This window comes from Dyella amyloliquefaciens (genome assembly GCF_004296575.1).
Taxonomy (GTDB): Bacteria; Pseudomonadota; Gammaproteobacteria; order Xanthomonadales; family Rhodanobacteraceae; genus Dyella; species Dyella amyloliquefaciens.
Genome location: NZ_SAYT01000009.1, coordinates 134650 through 152056, shown reverse-complemented (window position 1 = coordinate 152056; position 17407 = coordinate 134650). Strand labels below are relative to the sequence as shown.

At 64.9% G+C, this 17407-nt stretch carries 12 protein-coding genes; 3 read left to right on the top strand and 9 right to left on the bottom strand.

Annotated features, from left to right (window positions below; all coding sequences use genetic code 11):
• Nucleotides 1-176: 176 nt before the first annotated feature.
• From EPB08_RS19955 to EPB08_RS19945, 3 genes are all read right to left on the bottom strand, one after another.
• Nucleotides 177-701 carry a hypothetical protein gene (locus EPB08_RS19955; protein ID WP_130620875.1) on the bottom strand — a complete coding sequence of 175 codons (525 nt, stop codon included), beginning with the start codon at nucleotides 699-701 and terminating at the stop codon, nucleotides 177-179.
• Nucleotides 702-790: 89 nt separating this feature from the next.
• Nucleotides 791-2560 (bottom strand): aspartyl protease family protein, encoded by a 1770-nt coding sequence (locus tag EPB08_RS19950; RefSeq protein WP_229238432.1) that lies wholly within the window; start codon nucleotides 2558-2560, stop codon nucleotides 791-793.
• A gap of 207 nt (nucleotides 2561-2767) precedes the next feature.
• Nucleotides 2768-3355: a hypothetical protein gene (locus EPB08_RS19945; RefSeq protein WP_205746419.1), complete on the bottom strand. Its 588-nt coding sequence runs from the start codon at nucleotides 3353-3355 to the stop codon at nucleotides 2768-2770.
• A 175-nt stretch (nucleotides 3356-3530) separates the two neighbouring features.
• Here EPB08_RS19945 and EPB08_RS19940 point away from each other — a divergent pair, with 175 nt between their 5' ends.
• On the top strand, nucleotides 3531-5006 hold the full coding sequence (locus tag EPB08_RS19940) for an FUSC family protein (RefSeq protein ID WP_165418554.1): 1476 nt from the start codon (nucleotides 3531-3533) through the stop codon (nucleotides 5004-5006).
• Here EPB08_RS19940 and EPB08_RS19935 read toward each other — a convergent pair.
• Together EPB08_RS19935 and EPB08_RS19930 are read right to left on the bottom strand one after the other, a co-directional pair.
• A complete protein-coding gene (locus EPB08_RS19935; RefSeq protein ID WP_130620873.1) occupies nucleotides 4954-5472 on the bottom strand; it encodes a 2'-5' RNA ligase family protein in 519 nt (172 codons plus the stop codon). The two genes, EPB08_RS19940 and EPB08_RS19935, sit on opposite strands and share 53 nt — an antisense overlap.
• Nucleotides 5473-5567: 95 nt before the next feature.
• The gene (locus EPB08_RS19930; RefSeq protein WP_229238431.1) at nucleotides 5568-7442 is read right to left on the bottom strand and encodes a family 43 glycosylhydrolase; all 1875 of its coding nucleotides are present in this window, start codon (nucleotides 7440-7442) and stop codon (nucleotides 5568-5570) included.
• Between the two features lie 166 nt (nucleotides 7443-7608).
• Here EPB08_RS19930 and EPB08_RS19925 point away from each other — a divergent pair, with 166 nt between their 5' ends.
• Together EPB08_RS19925 and EPB08_RS19920 are read left to right on the top strand one after the other, a co-directional pair.
• On the top strand, nucleotides 7609-9159 hold the full coding sequence (locus EPB08_RS19925; RefSeq protein WP_130620872.1) for a GH39 family glycosyl hydrolase: 1551 nt from the start codon (nucleotides 7609-7611) through the stop codon (nucleotides 9157-9159).
• Nucleotides 9160-9403: 244 nt separating this feature from the next.
• On the top strand, nucleotides 9404-10567 hold the full coding sequence (locus EPB08_RS19920) for a M23 family metallopeptidase (RefSeq protein WP_130620871.1): 1164 nt from the start codon (nucleotides 9404-9406) through the stop codon (nucleotides 10565-10567).
• Nucleotides 10568-10574: 7 nt separating this feature from the next.
• Here EPB08_RS19920 and EPB08_RS19915 read toward each other — a convergent pair whose 3' ends face one another.
• The 4 genes from EPB08_RS19915 to EPB08_RS19900 all read right to left on the bottom strand — a co-directional run bounded on the left by EPB08_RS19915 (nucleotide 10575) and on the right by EPB08_RS19900 (nucleotide 17116).
• The gene (locus EPB08_RS19915) at nucleotides 10575-11141 is read right to left on the bottom strand and encodes an SCO family protein (protein ID WP_130620870.1); all 567 of its coding nucleotides are present in this window, start codon (nucleotides 11139-11141) and stop codon (nucleotides 10575-10577) included.
• 7 nt (nucleotides 11142-11148) lie between these two features.
• Complete coding sequence (locus EPB08_RS19910; RefSeq protein ID WP_229238430.1) at nucleotides 11149-11922, bottom strand: formylglycine-generating enzyme family protein; 774 nt, start codon at nucleotides 11920-11922, stop codon at nucleotides 11149-11151.
• Nucleotides 11922-13466 carry a copper-containing nitrite reductase gene (gene nirK, locus EPB08_RS19905; RefSeq protein ID WP_130620869.1) on the bottom strand — a complete coding sequence of 515 codons (1545 nt, stop codon included), beginning with the start codon at nucleotides 13464-13466 and terminating at the stop codon, nucleotides 11922-11924. The genes EPB08_RS19910 and nirK overlap by 1 nt, the downstream gene beginning before the upstream one ends.
• A gap of 194 nt (nucleotides 13467-13660) precedes the next feature.
• Nucleotides 13661-17116, bottom strand: coding sequence for an autotransporter outer membrane beta-barrel domain-containing protein (locus tag EPB08_RS19900; protein WP_130620868.1), 3456 nt, complete (start codon nucleotides 17114-17116; stop codon nucleotides 13661-13663).
• Between the last annotated feature and the right edge of the window lie 291 nt (nucleotides 17117-17407).

Here is a 17407-nt window from a genome sequence, read left to right as displayed (position 1 = left end):
GCGCGACTAGCCCATCATGGCCCAGCACCGCTATGCGGTGTGGTTGTCAGAGGCCGGATATACGTGTGCAGTCGACACGGACGCCAGAGCACGGGAGGCTTGCAATGGGGAGGAGTCCATATACGGACATCGACGATCAGTGCAACCCATTCGCTCGAGTCGCCCAGATGTCGCCGTCAACTGGGCGACTCCGGATCGGTCGCTGCCGTGACGCTGGAAATCAGGCGCCTGGCAATCTTGTACGGTCGCATCACGAAGTACGAGCCGACACCTATCTCAAGCAAATCCAAGCCTGCGGCTACTTTTCCTTCTGCCCCCAGCAATGCGAAGGCTGTTTGTCCCGCTTCTGGAGAAAGGGCGACAGCCTTGAGCCAGAGACCCAGTAAGGGAAAGGTCGCCTCTTTCAGCCACCATAACCCCATGAGAACGCACCCAACTGCCACCAGATCGGTTGCCGAGACGCGTGCGTCTTCGACTCTGGACATGCCATAGGTGAGCATGCGGGACAACGGCGTACTAATTGCCCAAACGATAATGGCAACACCGATGAATATGCCGACGATCCACATACCAAGCCAGGGCGAATCTCCCCAGGAAGACGTCACCTTCCGCACGCTAGCGATCAAACCAAAAGCTTGAAACGCGGTGATGCACAACCAAATGGCAAACAGCCTGAAACCGACCGTTACCAGCTGCCTCACGACCATACGTCCCCCTGATTCACGGTAGAGCTTCGCCCGGACTTTGATAGCCCGAATTTCTGCTTTCGGGCCGAAAGAAGACACCCAAGCTACGGCGTGGACGCAGTAAGCCCAAACTTGGAGGCGCGCGCATCGACCTGCGCATCAAGCGATCGCGCGGCGGCGAGATCGGCATTGCCTGTTTCTGTCTGTCCACTGCGGATTCGCGCCAGGCCGAGGCCATAGCGTGACCATGCCGAATCCGGGTTTCCAGCGACTGCCTGCTCGTAGGCCTTGATCGACTCCGGGTAGTTTCCGAGTCGCAACTGCACCAGACCGAGGCTGTCGAGGTAGTAGGGCTTTTTGCCGTCACGGCTGATTGCCTTGCGGCAATCCTTGAGGGCGTCGTCCAGCAGCTGGTTGCTCAGGCCACGCGCCCAGCAGCGCTCGTTGAGCACGGTGCCGAGCATGGCGTCATCCCGATGCAGACGAACCCAATCGTCCAGCAGCGGCAACGCGGCGGCGGGTTGATCGAATTCGACATCGAAGTAGGCAACCGTGAGCGCGGCTTTGGAACCGGCAGGCGCCACGGAACTCGCCTGTGCCACATCGGCGGCGGCGCCGGCGCGGTCCTTGTGCTCGAGGCGGAGTCCTGCGCGCATCAGCAGGGCATCGACGTCCTTCGGGGCCAGGCTCAGGGATTTGTCGAGGTCGGCTAGCGCGGCATCGGCTTGGCTGTTTGCCTCGTGTGCCCTGGCACGGGCGACGTAATAGGCCGCCTGGTCGGGCGCCATGCGTATCGCTTCGTCCATGTCTGCAATGGAGGCGCCCAGTTCGCCACGCGACAGATGCGCCTCGCCTTGCAGGGCGTAATCAGCCGCCGTCTTTGGCGCGGCGTTGTTTCCGTTTGCGGCGTTGCCGGTATCCGCTGCTGCGTCATCGCCCTGAGCAGAGGCGTAGGTGAACACGCGTCCACCGTTATAGGTGAAGAAAGCTTTCTTCGTGCTGTTGGAGATGAACATGTGATGGGCGAGGAGAAAGTCCACGCCAAGCAACATGTCGGTCCGGTCGCCCATGCTGCCGTCCAGCACCTGCATCTGGCTGTGCTGGATCGTTTCGGAACCGACCGAGAATGAGTCGATGGGCACGGTCCATGTCCTTACCTGCCTGGTGCCGATACCCATGCTGGTACTGCCTGGTATGGCATTCGGCCCTTTCAGGTCGATGCCGAGGCGCTGGGCTGCGTCACGGCTCAACACGGTGGCGGACGCACCCGAGTCGAGCAGGGCCCGCACGGTCTTGCCATTGATCGTCACGTTGAAGAAGGTGCGTCGGTCATACGGAGTATCGAATGAATCGATGTCGGCGATGTTGTAACCGCCGCTGCCCTTGACCCAGTAGGCCAGCGATGCCTTGTCGCAATGCTCCGCCTTGAATAGCGTCAGCTTGCCATGGGCAAGATCGATCTCCACGTCGGCGAGGTCGAGCAGGTTGGCGCCGAGCAAGCCGTCGCCGGTGTCGGTGCCACCGACGATGAAGGCGATGTTCTTGAGCGTCGTATCGAGGATGCCGAATTCCTTGACGTGCGTCTGCTGGACGCTCACGTCGCCACCCACGCCGCGGAGACGGAATTCGAACGGTACCGGTTGCGTCTTCAGCCCCAACGCCGATGCCCTCGCTGCCGACATGGTGTTGAAGAAGGCACCGGTATCGAGCATGAAGCGCGTGTCGGTGCCGTTGATCTTCACCATGGTCGTCGCCTGATTGCCGACCATTTGCACGGGCAAGGTGCCGTAATCCTTCAGATTGCAGTCCTCGGCCAAGGCCGGCCCCGCCAGCAACATCGCTACGCCCACGCATCCTGCACGCCACATCGCCATCAACATCCCCTTGGTTGTCTCTGGTACCGAAACTGCCATCGGCTCCGGCTCGCGCCGGCATGCCTGTTTTCCCCGGCACTATGCCGCGCCCGGCGGTTCGAAGCATAGGTGTTTCAAGTCAAAAGCTGGCGCACCTTCGCTTGGCAGGTTCACACCGGAGATGCCCGCGGAACATCACCTGCGCCTTGGAGCGCCGCGACACAGGCCTCATGGCACTCGGGTGAAATCCATGACCCAGTTGACCTCCCAGGTCTTGCCGTCGTCGGCCGAATAAGCCTGCTCCCAGTGGGCGGTGGTCCTGGTGATCTTTGACCAGATGAAGCGCACGCGCACGGGTTTGCCGCGCAGGGTATCGGTGGAATAGAAGGTGCCGACGCCATTTTCGAAATGGCCTTTGACGGGCGGGTCGAGCTGGCCGAAGGGGTCACGTCCGTCCAGCCACCAGATGGCCCATTGGGCGGTCTTGGGATCGTAGGAGCGGAGACCGACGCCCCGGTAGGTGCCTTCCGCCGTCTTGAACACGTTGTCGTCGACGTTGGCATGGCCGTCCATCAGCTCGCGCATGCTCAGGGTGCCGTCGAACTCTTCCCAGTCGTGGCTGTTGGCGAGCCGTTCCTTGAGCTTGCGGTGATGGCTGGTCCAGTTTCCCTGCAGGAAGTCGAAATCATGCAGGCCCGAGAGATCGGGCTTTCCCTGCATGGACTTGGGCGTGTCCTGCGAGGCATGGACGGTGGGGATCAGGGCGAACATGAAGGCCACGAGGGTGGCGAGGCACACGGCGCGGAAACCATTCATCGGAGGATGCTCCTGCGGTGGTGGCCCGGTCGCCTTCCCCCAGTGTCCGCCGCGGGCCGGGACGGACCGGCGGAGGGTAGCCGATGCCGGGGCGGGCGTAGCGTGCCGTTGTCAGAATGCGCCGGTCCGCCTGGCCGTCCGTTACGCTGGCGCGTACGCGCTGCGAGGGATCCGCATGACCACCACCGACCCAGTCCGGCCGCAACGCCAGGGAACCGGCCGCTCACTACTGCTCCAGGCCTTGATCGAGGCTGGCGCCACCACGGCGGCGGCGCTCGCCACGGTGTTTTGCGGGCTGGCGATCGCGCCTGGACCAGGCGCGGCGGTACTGGGCGTGGTCCTGGCCTTGTCGCTGTCGCGCAGCCAGCTCGACCGTGACCGTCGCGGGCGGATCGAAGCCGCCCTCGTGCTGCCGGCGGTGGCTTTTGCCACCCTGAGCGTGGGCTGGTTGCTGCGGCATTGGCCATGGGTGGGCGCCGCCACGTTCATCACCGGCATGTTCGTTTCGATCTGGCTCCGCCGTTTCGGGCCGATGGCGCGACGGGCGGGCAGCCTGATCGCGCTGCCCTTCGTCACCCTGCTGACGGTGCCCCATGTGCATGCGAGCGCTGGCGGCCTGCTGCCACCACTGCTGGTGCCCGTGGTCATCGCACTGCTTGCATTGTTCTGGGTGAATGTCGCGCATCTGCTGATGAAGCGGATGCAGCTGCCCATGCCAGCGCCGCAGCATGCACCGGCGGTGGCAGCGGCGATGCGCGATGGCTCGCCGCGCATGGCCGCGAGCACGCGCATGGCGCTGCAGATGGCGGTCGCGCTCACGCTGGCTTTCGTCGTGGGTTTCGTGTTCTTTGCCGAGCGTTGGGCATGGATCGTGCTCACTGCCTTCATCGTCAACAGCGGCAACCGTGGTCGGCTCGACGTGCTCTACAAGAGCGGCATGCGCGTGGTTGGCGCAGCAGCGGGCACCTTTGTCGCACTGATGTTCAGTCTGCGTCTCGGGCTGGACGGAAGGGCCACGGGCGCGCTGATCCTCGCCTCGCTTTTCATGGGTGTCTGGCTGCGACCGTTTGCGTATGCGTGGTGGGCCTTGTTCGTCACCGTGGCGCTGGCCCTGCTGCAGGGCTTCGATGGCGGCACGCCGTCGGCGATGCTGTGGCTACGCCTGGAAGAAATCGCCATCGGCGCGGTCATCGGCGTGAGTGCGGCCTGGTTCGTGTGGCCCGTGCGGTCCACCGACGTGCTGCGACGACGTCTCGCCGATGCGCTTGCCGCACTCGTCGAGGCCGTCGACCCGGCGACGTCCACGCGCGATGCAACGCCATTCGATGACGCATGCGAGTTGCTCGTGCAGGTCACGCCTCCCTTCCGCGTCGTGCGGTGGCTGACGCGCCGGACGTACCCCATGCAACCGGCCGACTGGGCCGACACCTTGCTTGCCTGTCGCAGCGACGCGATTGCGGTGATCGTGCGAGGCGATGCGCCCGGCAAGTTGCGGCAAGCCATCGGTGCCTCCCGCAAGGCTCTGCGCGAACCCGAGTCGCTGCTACCGGCGCTTCAGAAACTGCAGCGGCTGCTGCATGAATGCGCCGCGGGTCCGCTCAGTGCAACAGCGGAAAGTCCGCGAGTCGCCGCCAGCGGCGATCCTCGCTAACCAGCAAGGTGACGTTGTCGCACCAGCAATAGATCGGACCATAGTCGGCAAGGCGGGCCTTCACTTCATTGGCGATGGCGTCCTTTTCCTTCGGCACGCGGCGCGCGACGGTGAGGTGCGGAATGTATTCGGGAAAGGCACCGCCGCCGATGGGCTGGTCGGGAAAGGCACGCTCGATCGCGCCCGCCAACTGCACGATGGAGCGCGTGGGCTCCGGTGCCAGCCAGACCACCGCGGGAAACATGCGCACTTCAACCAGGCGAAACATGGGCGCCGGCAGGTCGGCGATGGTGCTGCGCAGGCGCGCCAGCATCGTGGGCGACAGCAGTTCGCTTTCCACGAACGGATAGATCAGCGTGATGTGCGCGCCCAGCCCCCGGCGCGCCGAGGGGTCATGCTGATCCCGGAAGCTGGCGACGACGGGATCGGCTTCAGGAACCAGGAGTGCCAGCAGGGTTCGGGCCATGGCCGATCTTTGCACGGAACCGTGCCGTCGCCACGCCGCACGCGCACATGCGCTACGACGCACACATCGCCTTCACGCAACCATCGGCGTTCGCGTCAGAGGCGCTGCGGGGCCGACAGTACCGACACGCCGTGTTCGTCGAACGCTTCCACCGCCACCACGTAGTGCACGCCCTTGTTCAACGAGCGCAGCGTCAGTGTCGTGGGTTGGTCGGCGAAGCGCTGGTAGGTGCTGTGCAGGCGATCGGCGGCCAGGCCCCAGCGCACGTTGTAGCCCACGGCACCCGGCACGGGCGACCAGCTGATTTCCGCATTGCGCGTATCGGCCAGGCGCCGCGCGGTGACCTGCGCGGGTGCGGGTGGCGGCGCACCGTCGGCATGGCCGAACACGCGCAGGTCAGCGATGGCCAGCGTGTGCGCACCGACATGCCCATGCACGTAACGCACATAGCGCACGCGCGCCGCCTGCGGCAGCTCGAGGTAGGCGTTGGGGCGATCGCGCGTTTCGTGCGAGAGATCCGCCAGCGTGTCCCAGTGCTGGCCGTCGCGCGAACCCTCGATGCGGAACTGCGCCACGATGTCGGGCGCATCGCCGTAGCGGCCGGACTGGTAGTCGGCGAAGTTCACCTGCACCGCGCGCACCGTGCGTTCGCCGCCGAGATCGAGCGTGAGCGTCTGGCCCGGTGTGTTGCTTGCCGACACCCAGAAGGTACGCGGGTTTTCATCGGCGGCCGCCGAGGCCGGATGGCCGGGCAATGCCGAAGAGGCCGTTGCCGCCTTGCGATACGACAGCAGCATCCAGCCGGTAAACGTGTCCTCGTCTTCCTTCAGCAGGTGATCGGGCATGCGCTGCGGGAAGTCGCCGAAGCGCGTATCCACCCACATCTGGCCGTCTGCATGGAAGCCGGCGCGATACAGGCCGATGCGGCGCTCGAAGGTCCAGTTGCTGCCGATCCATGAGGTGCCGGTGTTCCACCAGTTGCCGTACGCGTCCTGGAAGGTGGAGCCGTGCCCCACGCCCTGCACGAAGCCGCCGGGCTTTTCGCCGATGGGGTTGTAGGGCGCGTAGTCGAACGGGCCCAGCGGACCTTTGCCCACGTAGACACCCGTGCCGTACGCGTTGTACTCGGTGCCGGGCGCGGCGTATTGCAGGTAGTAGCGGTCGCCATGGCGATTCATCCACGCGCCTTCCATGAAGGGCAGCGTGTGGTCGTCGGTGTGGTCCTGCCCGAAACGTTCCCAGCCATGTTCGGCGGGATGCAGCGTGAAGAGCGACTGCGGCTGGGTGACGAAAGCCAGCCGCTTGCCCTCGCCTTCCGTTTCGTCGCCAAGCTTGAGGTCGAGCTGCGCGGCGTACAGCGGATGGACGTTGGAGGAGCCCCAATAGAGGTAGGTCTTGCCATCCTCGTCCTGGAACAGGCCGGGATCCCACGGACCGGGTGGCAGCTCGCCGGGTTTGAGCGTGTAGTGCTCATCGCTGGAGACGGCGCCGGGCACCGGCGGCAGCAGGCGCGTCCAGAAATCCAGGCGTCCATGCGCGGGATCCGTGGAATACAGCAGCGGTCGTGGCTGCGTCGCCGCCTGCATCAGGAACAGCTTGCCGCCCGCCACCAGCGTGGCCGGCGCCACTTCGCTGTCGAACGGCCAGCGGCTGGGTTTGACGAACTGCCAGTGCAGCAGATCGGTGGAACGCCAGTAACCATCCGCCATCGTGAGGAACAGATAGTAGGCGTCGCCATAGCGCACCACCGCCGGGTCGGCGCCCGTGCGGTACGAGATGCCCTCGTTCATCTGCTCGAAGTTGTAGCGGTAGTCGATGTCGACGGGGTTCGCCCAGGTGTGCGAAGCGGCCTCTTGCGCTGCAACAAATGGAGCGGCCAGCGCGAGCATGGCGCCCAGCCATCCGGCCAAACGGCAGCGGCGCGGAAGGCTTGCCAGCGCGGTGGCGCGAGAACGAATCGAAGCACCCATGGACCCCACTCCCTACCTGTGCACCGCAACAGGGCCGACTTCTGCGATGCGCGCGTATTGATCGGGCGACCCGGTCTGTAAGAGACTCCGGCCCAGTCATGTAAACGTTTACATCCTAGCCCGGCCTCGATCGGCCGGCTACCCACCCTGCTGAAGGATCCGCCTCATGCCAGCCCCTTCCCCGCTCCGCCGCCTGGCTACCAGCGCCGCCATCTGCCTTGCCCTGATGGGCACGGCCCATGCCGCCACCGGCAACGACACCGTGCAACTGCAGGTGGACGCCACGGCCAAGGGCACGCCGCTGCCGCACTTCTGGGAACAGATGTTCGGTTCGGGCCGAGCCGTGCTCGCGCTGCGCGACGACTACCGCAAGGATCTCGAAGCGGTGAAGGGCGCCACCGGGTTCAGCTACATCCGCTTCCACGGAATCTTCGACCGCGACATGGGCGTGGCCTACCGCGATGCGCAGGGCAAGCTGCAGTTCAACTTCAGCTACGTGGACCAGGTCTATGACGGCCTGCTCGAGCGCGGCGTCAAACCGTTCGTGGAACTGGGCTTCATGCCGCCGGAACTGAGCACCGACCCGGCCAGCCACCACGACTTCTGGTACCACCCCAACGTGATGCCGGCGAAGGACTGGAACGAATGGGACGCGATGATGCGCGCGTTCCTGCAGCACCTGGTCGAGCGCTACGGCATCGAGGAAGTGCGCAGCTGGTATTTCGAGGTGTGGAATGAACCGAACCTCGCGTTCTGGGGTGGCAAGCCGGAACAGCCGACGTATTACGAGCTGTATGACCGCACCGCGCGCGTGGTGAAGTCCGTCGACCAGCAGTTCCGCGTCGGTGGCCCGGGCACGGCGCAGGCGGCATGGCTGCCGGACTTCCTCAAGCACGTGAAGCAGAGCGGCGCGCCGATCGACTTCGTCAGCACGCATGTCTACGGTGACGACACCGCGGACAACGTGTTCAAGACCAACGAGAAGATTCCACGCCGCGACATGGTGTGCCGCGCGGTGGACAAGTCGCACAAGGAAGTCGCCGCCTCGCCGTTCCCGAAGCTGCCGCTGATCTACAGCGAGTACAACGCCTCGTACGCGAACCTGCCTAATGTCACCGACAGCGTGTACATGGGCCCGTGGATGGCCAACACCATCCGCGAGTGCGCGGGCAAGGTCGACATGATGAGCTACTGGTCGTTCTCCGACGTGTTCGACGAACAGGGCGTGGTGAGGAACCCGTTCTACGGCGGCTTCGGCCTGATTGCCGCCGACCGCATCGAGAAGCCGGCCTTCAACGCCTTCGCCATGCTGCACAAGCTGGGAGATGTGCAGCTGCCGCTGAAGACCGACAGCGCACTGGCGACCAAGCGCAGCGACGGCACCGTGGTGCTTGCGCTGTGGAATTACACGCCGCCGCTGGGCAACACTGCCGACTACACGCCCGGCGTGCCCACCGGCGCTACCAAGCATTTCGACGTGGACGTAAAGCATCTAGGCAACGCCTCGCAGGCCACCGTGTGGCGTCTGGACGAAACGCATGGCAACGCCGTGTCTGCATTCGACAAGATGGGCCGCCCCAACACGCCGAGCCGCGAGCAGATCAAGCAGCTGCGTGAAGCGGGCAAGCTTTCCGCACCGGAACAGGCCAAGCTGAAGAACGGCAAACTCAGCATCGACGTGCCGGCGCAGGGATTGGTGGTGGTGGAGCTGCACTGAGGCCACGCACCGCACTTCCTCTCCTCCCTGTAGGAGCGCACCCAGTGCGCGACCGCGGAGGTGCGGTGTAGTCGTGTGTAGGGATTTTCGCGAGCCACGTTCCTGATGTCATTCACGGGAGCGTGGATCGCGCACTGGGTGCGCTCCTACAGTAGAAGGACGGGGCACGCCCAGTGACCTCCGGCAGTGGCGTTGCAGCGGCGACTGGCGAAAGCTCGGTGCTCCGTCGCGTGGAGCACCGTCCATGGCATGGCGCATCTTCCTGTTGTTCGCACTGGCTCTGATCAGCCCACTTGTCGTGGCGCAGCGTGCACCCGTCACGCAGTCATTCGATCTTCGCGTGCCGTGGGCGCCCGAGCCGGTCGTGGTCGCTGGCAAGGCGTCGCTGGTTTACGAGCTGCACCTCACCAGTTACGCGAAGGAGCCACTGCGCCTGGCAAGCATTGCTGTCATCGATGACGGTGGGCATCCGATCGCCACCTTCGAAGGCAAGGCGCTCGAAGCGATCCTGGGTCGTCCGGACCATCCTGCGGACAAGGACCTCGCGCGGATACCACCGGGCGTGGACGCGGTCGCCTATCTCACGGTGCCGTTCGATCCGGCCTCCGGGGCTGCGCGAAAGGTGCAGCATCGCATCGTCTACACGAGCGACACCGCCACGGCGGCGTCCGCGCCGATAGAGGGCGGTGCCTTCGACGTGTCATCACGTGCGCCGCTGAGGCTGGGACCACCCTTGCGTGGTGGCCCATGGGTGGCGATCTACAACGCACAGTGGGAACGCGGCCATCGTCGCGTGCTCTACGCCACCCACGGAGCCGTGCATGTGCCGGGTCGCTTTGCGATCGACTGGATCCGTGTAGGCGCGCAAGGTGGGTTTGCCCGCGGCGACGGTGCGAAGCCCGCCGAATGGCTGGGCTATGGTGCCGACGTACTGGCGGTCGCCGAGGCAACCGTGGCCTCGATCGGCGAAGGCATCGGCGAATCCGCCACGCTTGCCGAACATGCGTCGCAGAAAGTGCCGCTGGAGGACGCTGCCGGCAATTACGTGGCGCTCGATCTGGGCCACGGACGCTATGCGTTCTACGAGCACCTCAAACCCGGCAGCATCACCGTGAAAGCCGGGCAGCACGTGCGACGCGGCCAGGTGATCGGGCAACTCGGTTTCACCGGCGAGTCCACCGGCCCGCATCTGCATTTCCACGTCGCCGATGCCAACGCGCCACTCGCTGCCGAAGGCTTGCCCTATGGCTTCGAGCAACTGCACGTGGTCGGCCGTTACGACGACATCGAGGCGTTCGGACAAGGCAAGCCGTGGCAGCACGCCTCACCAGCCAGCGGCGAAAACCTCAGCGACACTTTCCCCGCGCCACTCGACGTGGTGGATTTCCCGGAGAAGTCCGCGCGCTGAAATCGCTTCAGCTCGAAGCGAGCGCCTTGCGCACGGCATCCACGAACGCCGGGTCGAGTCGCCCGATGGTGGTGGTGCGCGCGATGATGCGTCCGTCGGGATCAAGCAGGATCAGTTCGCTGGAGTGGTTGAAGTCACCATCCGGCAGCTGGCGGTACTGCAGGCCGAGCAATGCCGAGAGTGCGCGCACGTCCTGCGGTTCTGCACGCGCCAGGGTCCAGTGCGGTGCGTCGAGCTGGCGCTTCTGCGCGTACTGATGCAAGGCGGCCACGTTGTCCCGTGCGGGGTCGAAGCTCACCGCCAGCAGATCCAGCTTGTCGCGCGCCGGCTCGTCCACGGCCTTGCGCGTTGCCTTCATGGTGTCCACGATCATCGGGCAGACCATGGTGCAGGACGTGTAGAACATGGTCATCAACTGCACCTTGCCGCGACGCGCGGACAGCGGCCAGCTATGCCCGTCCTGGTCGGTAAGCTTGGCGCCAAGCTGGTAGATCGAATCCGTAGGCAGGGGTGCCGCCGCGATCACGGGGCCGACGAACAACAGGCACAACCACAACATCAGCAAGCGTTTCATGGGTTCCTCACTCGGGCCTGGCGCAGCGGAAGCCCATGTTGTTGGTGGTGTCGGACGCCTTGAGCGCGGAGAGCATCGCCACGCGCATCAGGGTGGCGTAGTTCTCCTTCTGCTGCATGTTGGCGGCACCGGCACCGCAGAAGCGCGCCTTGTCTGCGCCGTCCTGATCGCGACCATCGCCGCTCACCAGGAGTGCGTTGAAGTCATCCACCCATTCCCACACCAGGCCGTTGAGGTCACGCACGCCATGCACGTCCGCTTCGCCACCCACCTGGGGCAAAGCCGTGTTCGACGGACGGCTATACCAGTTGAGTACGTGATCGCGCCAGGCGGGGTCGCTGCGCGCATCGGCGCGATGCGCATCAGCCGCCGCCGCGTATTCCCACTCGTACCACGTGGGCAGGCGTGCCTTTTCGCTCTCGCAGAACGCCTGCGCCGCGAACCAGCTCACCCGGATCACCGGCTGGCGCGGCAACGCATTGGGGCCAAGCGCCTCGGCGCTGGCCCATTGCGACAGGTACTGCTTGTCGGCGAACACCCCGGCTATCTGATCGCGGCGCCATTGCGGATGCGCGCTGACGAACGCCAGGAACTCTGCGTTCGTCACCGGCTCGGTACGCAGGCGGAACGGCTTGATCTGAGCAGGCGCGGCCTTGTTGTCGGCCCCGAGCACACTGGCGAAACTGCCGCCGGGCAAGGGCACGTACTCCGCCGCCAGCGACGCCGACGTCGCGCACATGCCCATGACCAGCCACAACCCACGCATGACGATCGAACCCATCAATGCCCTGCCGCCGGTGCCGGTGCGGGCTTGGCGCGTACCTTTGCGACTTCTTCCTTGGTGATCTGCCCACCCGGGTTATCCCAGCTGTTAAGCACGAAGGTGAGGATGTTGGACACCTCGTCATCCGTCAGCTGGCTCATCGGCGGCATCACCGAGTCGTATTCCTTGCCGTTGACGGTGACCTTGCCGGTGTGCCCCTGCAGCGGGATGGCGATCAGCTCGTCCTTGCTCAGCTTGGCCAGGAAATCGGACTTGGCCAGCGGCGGGAACACGCCTTCCAGACCTTCGCCGTTGGCCTGATGGCAGACCGAGCAGGTGCCGGTGAACAACTGCTTGCCGGCGGCGATCTGCTCATCCTTGCTGAGCGTGCCGCTGGCATGCGCCGCCGCGGCCGTCGCCACTGCCTGCAGGTTCGGTTCGGCGCGATCACCCAGGTATACCGAGTCCACTTCCTTGCCCGAATAGATCGCCTTGTTCTCCGGACCATCCACCTTGAGGATGCCCATGGCGCCCTTGTTGAAGGCACGCAGGATCGAGTGGTCGACCAGCACGTAGCTGCCAGGCACGTCGACGTGGAACTCCGCCATCATCGCGCCACCGGCGGGAATCAGCGTGGTCTGCACGTTTTCCTGCGCGTGCTTGCCGCCTTCGTAATAGACCTTGTCGAAGATTTCGCCGATCACGTGGAAGCTCGATACCAGGTTCGGGCCGCCGTTGCCCACGAACAGGCGCACCGTCTCGCCCACCTTCGCGGTCAGGGCGTGATCACCGGTGAGCGAACCTTCGTGACCGTTGAAGAGCACGTAGGTCGGACGCTCGTCGATGGCCTTGTCCATGTCGAAGGGCTGATGGCCCTTCTCGCGGTATTTGCCGGTGGTATAGAAGTCACCCTGCATCACGTAGTACTCGTGATCCACCTTGGGCATGCCTTCCGGCGGCTCGACCAGGATCAGGCCGTACATGCCGTTGGCGATGTGCATGCCCACCGGCGCCGTCGCGCAGTGATAGACGAAGATGCCGGCGTTGAGCGCCTTGAAGGTGAACTGGCTTTCATGACCCGGCGCGGTGAAGCTCGACGCTGCGCCACCACCCGGACCCGTGACGCCATGCAGGTCGATGTTGTGCGGCATCTTGCTGTCCGGCGAGTTCTTCAGATGGAACTCCACCGTGTCGCCTTGGCGCACGCGGATGAAACTACCGGGCACGGTGCCGCCGAAGGTCCAGTAGGTGTAGGTGACGCCTTCGGAAATCGGCATCTCCTTCTCGATGACTTCGAGATCCACGATGACCTTCGCCGGATGATCGCGATGGATCGGCGGCGGCACGTTGGGCGGCACGCCCAGTTCGGCATGGATCGGGTCGCCCTGCGGCGGGCCGAAATCGCCGGGTACCTTCGAGGATGCGGTCTGGTCGGCGGGCGCTGCGGCCGAGCTGCTCGCGGCGGCATTGCCGGCAGCGGATTCGCCGGCCGGTTTGCCGGAACAAGCCGCCAACGCCAGCACGCAGCCGGCCACCAGCATGGTCTTCAACTGCTGCTTCATCATGATGCTCCCCATTTGATTCCCGCCACGCAGCCCGGCCAGCAAACCCCTCGATGACGCAGGCTGCAGGATCGCAGTGAATGGAAATACGCGGAACTCTGCGCCCGATGACGTGAGTGACCCGTCAACAGGGGCCATCCAGCAATACTGGCTCAACGTGTCTGCCGTATGGCACGCAGGCACCGAGCCGAGCTTCACCACCGGAGTCGCAATCCGACGTCGCCCGCAACACCATCGCGCTTCTCGTTGCCCGAGCTCACGCCGAACTGATAGCCCAGCTGGGCGTAAAAACTCAGCCCGGCCAGCAGCTTTGCGGTGACGCCCACGGCGGCGTCAGCGCGGGTGGTCTGCATGATCAGCGGCACCTGGTCCACCCCCGCGTATGTGGCGGTCGAACCACCACCCATGTCGCGCCAGACGTTGGCGCGCACATAGGGTTGCCACACTTGGCCGTTGTCACGAAGGATGGTCCATTGACCGCGCAGGCCCAGTCTCGCGGTAGTCCCGTTGCTCGACCCGAGCGACACCGTGCTGTAGGTGTCATCGGTGGGGCGGAACCAGACGTGCTGCCAGATCACCTGTGCCTGCGGTTCCAGGATGAAGTTGGGTCCCCATGCCAGCGCGAATGGGTAACCGCCTTCGAGCGACGCGAGCAGGCCATCGCCGCGTGCGATAAGCGAGGCGTACTCGGTGCGCGCGGTGCCGTTGTACCGCGTGCCCTGGACCACGCCATCGAGATACCAGCCGCTGGGCCCGTAATGGGTCCAGTAGCCGCCGCCCGACACCGCATCAAGGTTGACCCGCCCCGTGCGAACCAGCTCATACGCCGTTGCCTCCGGATTGGTGACCAGTCCATTCACGTCGATCCTGGTGTTGGCGTAGGCCATGTAAACACCGGCAGCATCGCGGTGTTCGGGGGCGAGGCTGCCCTGCCATACGTCGAAGCCCGCCTGTGCGCCCAGCAGGTGACCCTCCGTGCGCGGATCGGCATACGCACGATAGCGATCATCGATGTCGCGTCCGAAAACGCGGGCCCACGCCGATGTGGCCCAACCCTCGGGGTCACCCTGGGCATTGGCGCTGGTCTGCGTGTCGCCGATGCGTTCGTGCATGGTTCCCAGTGTCACCAGCCCCATCTCACGCGCCGTGGGTTGCACTACGCCATAAGTGGCCAGTTCCGGGCCGATGATCGGATAGGTCCCGGGCGGCAACGGTTCCGGCGGCGGGTCGGGTGGTAGCGGCGCAGGTGGCGCGGGCGGTTCCGGTGCCGGTGGGGCTGGTGGCGCTGGTGGCGCTGGTGGTGCAGGCGGCGCGGGAGGTTGCGGTGGCACCACGAATTCCGAGCGCAGGTACCAGCTTTCGGCGTTGCTGCCGTCGACGGCACCGCGTAGCAGTGCATAACTGTACGCACCGCCACGCACCTCGGTGCCCAGGCTGAACGCATCGCCCGTGGTGGTGGCGTTGTTGATCGCGCTCACCACGAGGATGCCGTTGGCGCGGGTCAGCGCGCCGGGACCGCCTGAATTGTGGATCACCAGCAACGTTTCGCCGGAAGCTGCACCGCCATTGAGGATCAACTGGTCCGAGGGTGAACCATCGCTGCCGAGATAGGTGTTCAAGGCAAGCGTGCCGTTGCTGCCGATGTACTGGTTGGCCACGGTCACACTGCGGTAGGCGCTGTCGGCTGTGGGATCTGCCGTGAGCGCCGCCGTCACCGGGAAATCGATCGTACTGTCGGTGTTGGACAGGTTGGTCAGGTTGGAGGTGGCGGCCACGTGCCAGGCACTGTCATTGCCCAGGTTCAACGCGGCCGTGCTGTTTGCGTCGGTGAAGATGCGGCCGTTCAGCACGGAATGGCTTGCGTCGATCGCCGCCGTTGCGCCCAGTCCACTTCGGGTCGTCGCATTGATGGCGCCACCACCGCCCGTCAGGGTGGAATCGACGAGGTGGACATTGGCGATGCCGCCATAGAGCCACAACGCCACGCCCGTATCCGACGTGACGCTGGTGCCCTGCAGGCTCATGTTGTAGCCCCCCGTGGTCGGCGGATCCGCCGCTGATCCAGCCACGCCGAGCGCAAGTGGCACGTCCGCCACTGAGCCGGAGGGCGGCACCGGATCCGGCGTGATGACCGCTGGCGGGGGCGGTGGTGTGGTCGAATCCTGCAGAGGCACGGTTGCCGGCAAGCCAGGCAAGGGCGGCGTTGCCGAGACAAGGGTGCCCGTCGTCAGTGTTTGCGGCGCGTCGAACACGATGGCGGCCGTGCCCGCACCCGAGGCGTGCAGCGTCGCGCCCGCAGCATTGAAGACTCCTCCGTTCTGTATACGCACGGCATAAGCATTGGTACCGGACGTGGTGATCGTGGTGCCGGCACCGCCGGCGTCCTGCAGCAGGTTGACGTTGCCTGCATTCGCATAGATACCGTAGGTACTGGCCTGGTCAGTCGTGATACTGCCGCCAGCAAAGTTGGTGGTGCTGCCGGTCCAGCCATAGATGCCGTAGGCCTGCGCACCATGCGTCGCGATGGCGAAATCGGTGAGGTTCACCGTCGCCGCGCCGGTACCCGAAAGAAGACCGTACGCTGTCTGTCCCTGGGTGGTGACCGAGCCACCGTTGATCGTGGCGGTCGTGCTACCGGATATCCACATGCCGTAGGCCGACGTGCCCAAGGTGTTGATGGCCACGATGGAGCCGGTGACGGTCGAGGTGCCGTTGGCCAGGAGGCCATAGGTCGCGTTCTTCGTCGTCGACAGGCTGAGTCGATTGAGGTTGCCCGTCGCCGTGCCAATTCGCACCGCGGTGCTGCCTGCGCCGGTGGTCGCCACGGTGACCGTGCCACTGGTGGACGAATCCGTATTGGTATTGAGGGTACCTCCCGATTCGGCGTTGAGACCGAGTGCGCCATCAACGCCGGTGGTGATGGTGGAGTTGCCATTGATGGTGGCGGTCGAGCCGTTGTAGACCTGCACGCCACCCGCACCAGAGACCTTGGGGCCATTCGCGGTAATGCTGCTGTCGGTCAAGGTGATCTGGCTGCCCCCCCACGAGCGCACACCCCAGCTGTCCTGGCCATTCGCCGTGATGGAGGTGTTGCTGAGATTGATGGTCGACGTGGCGCCATAGGGCCGCATGCCGTCGGCGCCGGTGCCATTGGTGACGATGGTGACGTTGGAGCCGGTGAGCAGCGAGTTGCCGGAACTCGACTCGGGCATGTACACGCCATGCACCGAAGTGCCGTTGCCGGTGAGCAACACGCCTGCCGTGCTTGCAACGATGTTGACCGTTCCGTTGGCGATATACAGCGCATCGTTCGGTGCGCCCGCCCGATAGTCCGACGTGATGGAGATGAGCCCCTCCGTGCCGGCATTGGGATTGAGGGTGACGTTGGCGCCACGGAATACGGAGACACCCGCGCCACCCAGTTGCGCCGGATAAGGCGGTGCGGGGTGGATGACGACGTTGCCCTGGATAAGACCCGTCGGAACGACATTGCCGTCGTAATACTGCTCGTCAGTGAGGATGGACCCCGATTCGGTGACGGCTTTGGGATAGATCTGCGCGTGGGCAGCTTCGGCCACGCACAGTGCGGCGGCGATGGCCATCGCCATGCGGCCGCGGCGGACAGGATGCGTATGAAGGCGCTTGGTCACGGAACCTCCCTGAATTCGCGAAACGGCGAGAGTCCTCTTGCCGTCGAACTGAAAACACGCCAGCCGCCCGGGCCGGCTTTGCCAACAAGCACCCGCGGCGAACCGAGTTGCAGCACGCGGGGCGTCTGGTGCCGTCGTGGGCAGGAACACTTGCCGAAGCTTGCGGACAGGCGGATAGCCGCGGGCAACGCACGCGACGCGTAAGGACCATGCATTCCCGTCAACCACTAGCCATGCATACCCCTGCCTCCCTGGCTCGACTACCGTGGCAGCGGACAATGGGCACCAAAA

Bases quoted from the DNA above. Each gene is read 5' to 3' on its own strand.
- EPB08_RS19950 (WP_229238432.1), bottom strand. From the start codon at position 2,560: ATGGCGATGTGGCGTGCAGGATGCGTGGGCGTAGCGATGTTGCTGGCG.
- EPB08_RS19945 (WP_205746419.1), bottom strand. From the start codon at position 3,355: ATGAATGGTTTCCGCGCCGTGTGCCTCGCCACCCTCGTGGCCTTCATG.
- EPB08_RS19940 (WP_165418554.1), top strand. From the start codon at position 3,531: ATGACCACCACCGACCCAGTCCGGCCGCAACGCCAGGGAACCGGCCGC.
- EPB08_RS19935 (WP_130620873.1), bottom strand. From the start codon at position 5,472: ATGGCCCGAACCCTGCTGGCACTCCTGGTTCCTGAAGCCGATCCCGTC.
- EPB08_RS19930 (WP_229238431.1), bottom strand. From the start codon at position 7,442: ATGGGTGCTTCGATTCGTTCTCGCGCCACCGCGCTGGCAAGCCTTCCG.
- EPB08_RS19925 (WP_130620872.1), top strand. From the start codon at position 7,609: ATGCCAGCCCCTTCCCCGCTCCGCCGCCTGGCTACCAGCGCCGCCATC.
- EPB08_RS19920 (WP_130620871.1), top strand. From the start codon at position 9,404: ATGGCATGGCGCATCTTCCTGTTGTTCGCACTGGCTCTGATCAGCCCA.
- EPB08_RS19915 (WP_130620870.1), bottom strand. From the start codon at position 11,141: ATGAAACGCTTGCTGATGTTGTGGTTGTGCCTGTTGTTCGTCGGCCCC.
- EPB08_RS19910 (WP_229238430.1), bottom strand. From the start codon at position 11,922: ATGGGTTCGATCGTCATGCGTGGGTTGTGGCTGGTCATGGGCATGTGC.
- nirK (WP_130620869.1), bottom strand. From the start codon at position 13,466: ATGAAGCAGCAGTTGAAGACCATGCTGGTGGCCGGCTGCGTGCTGGCG.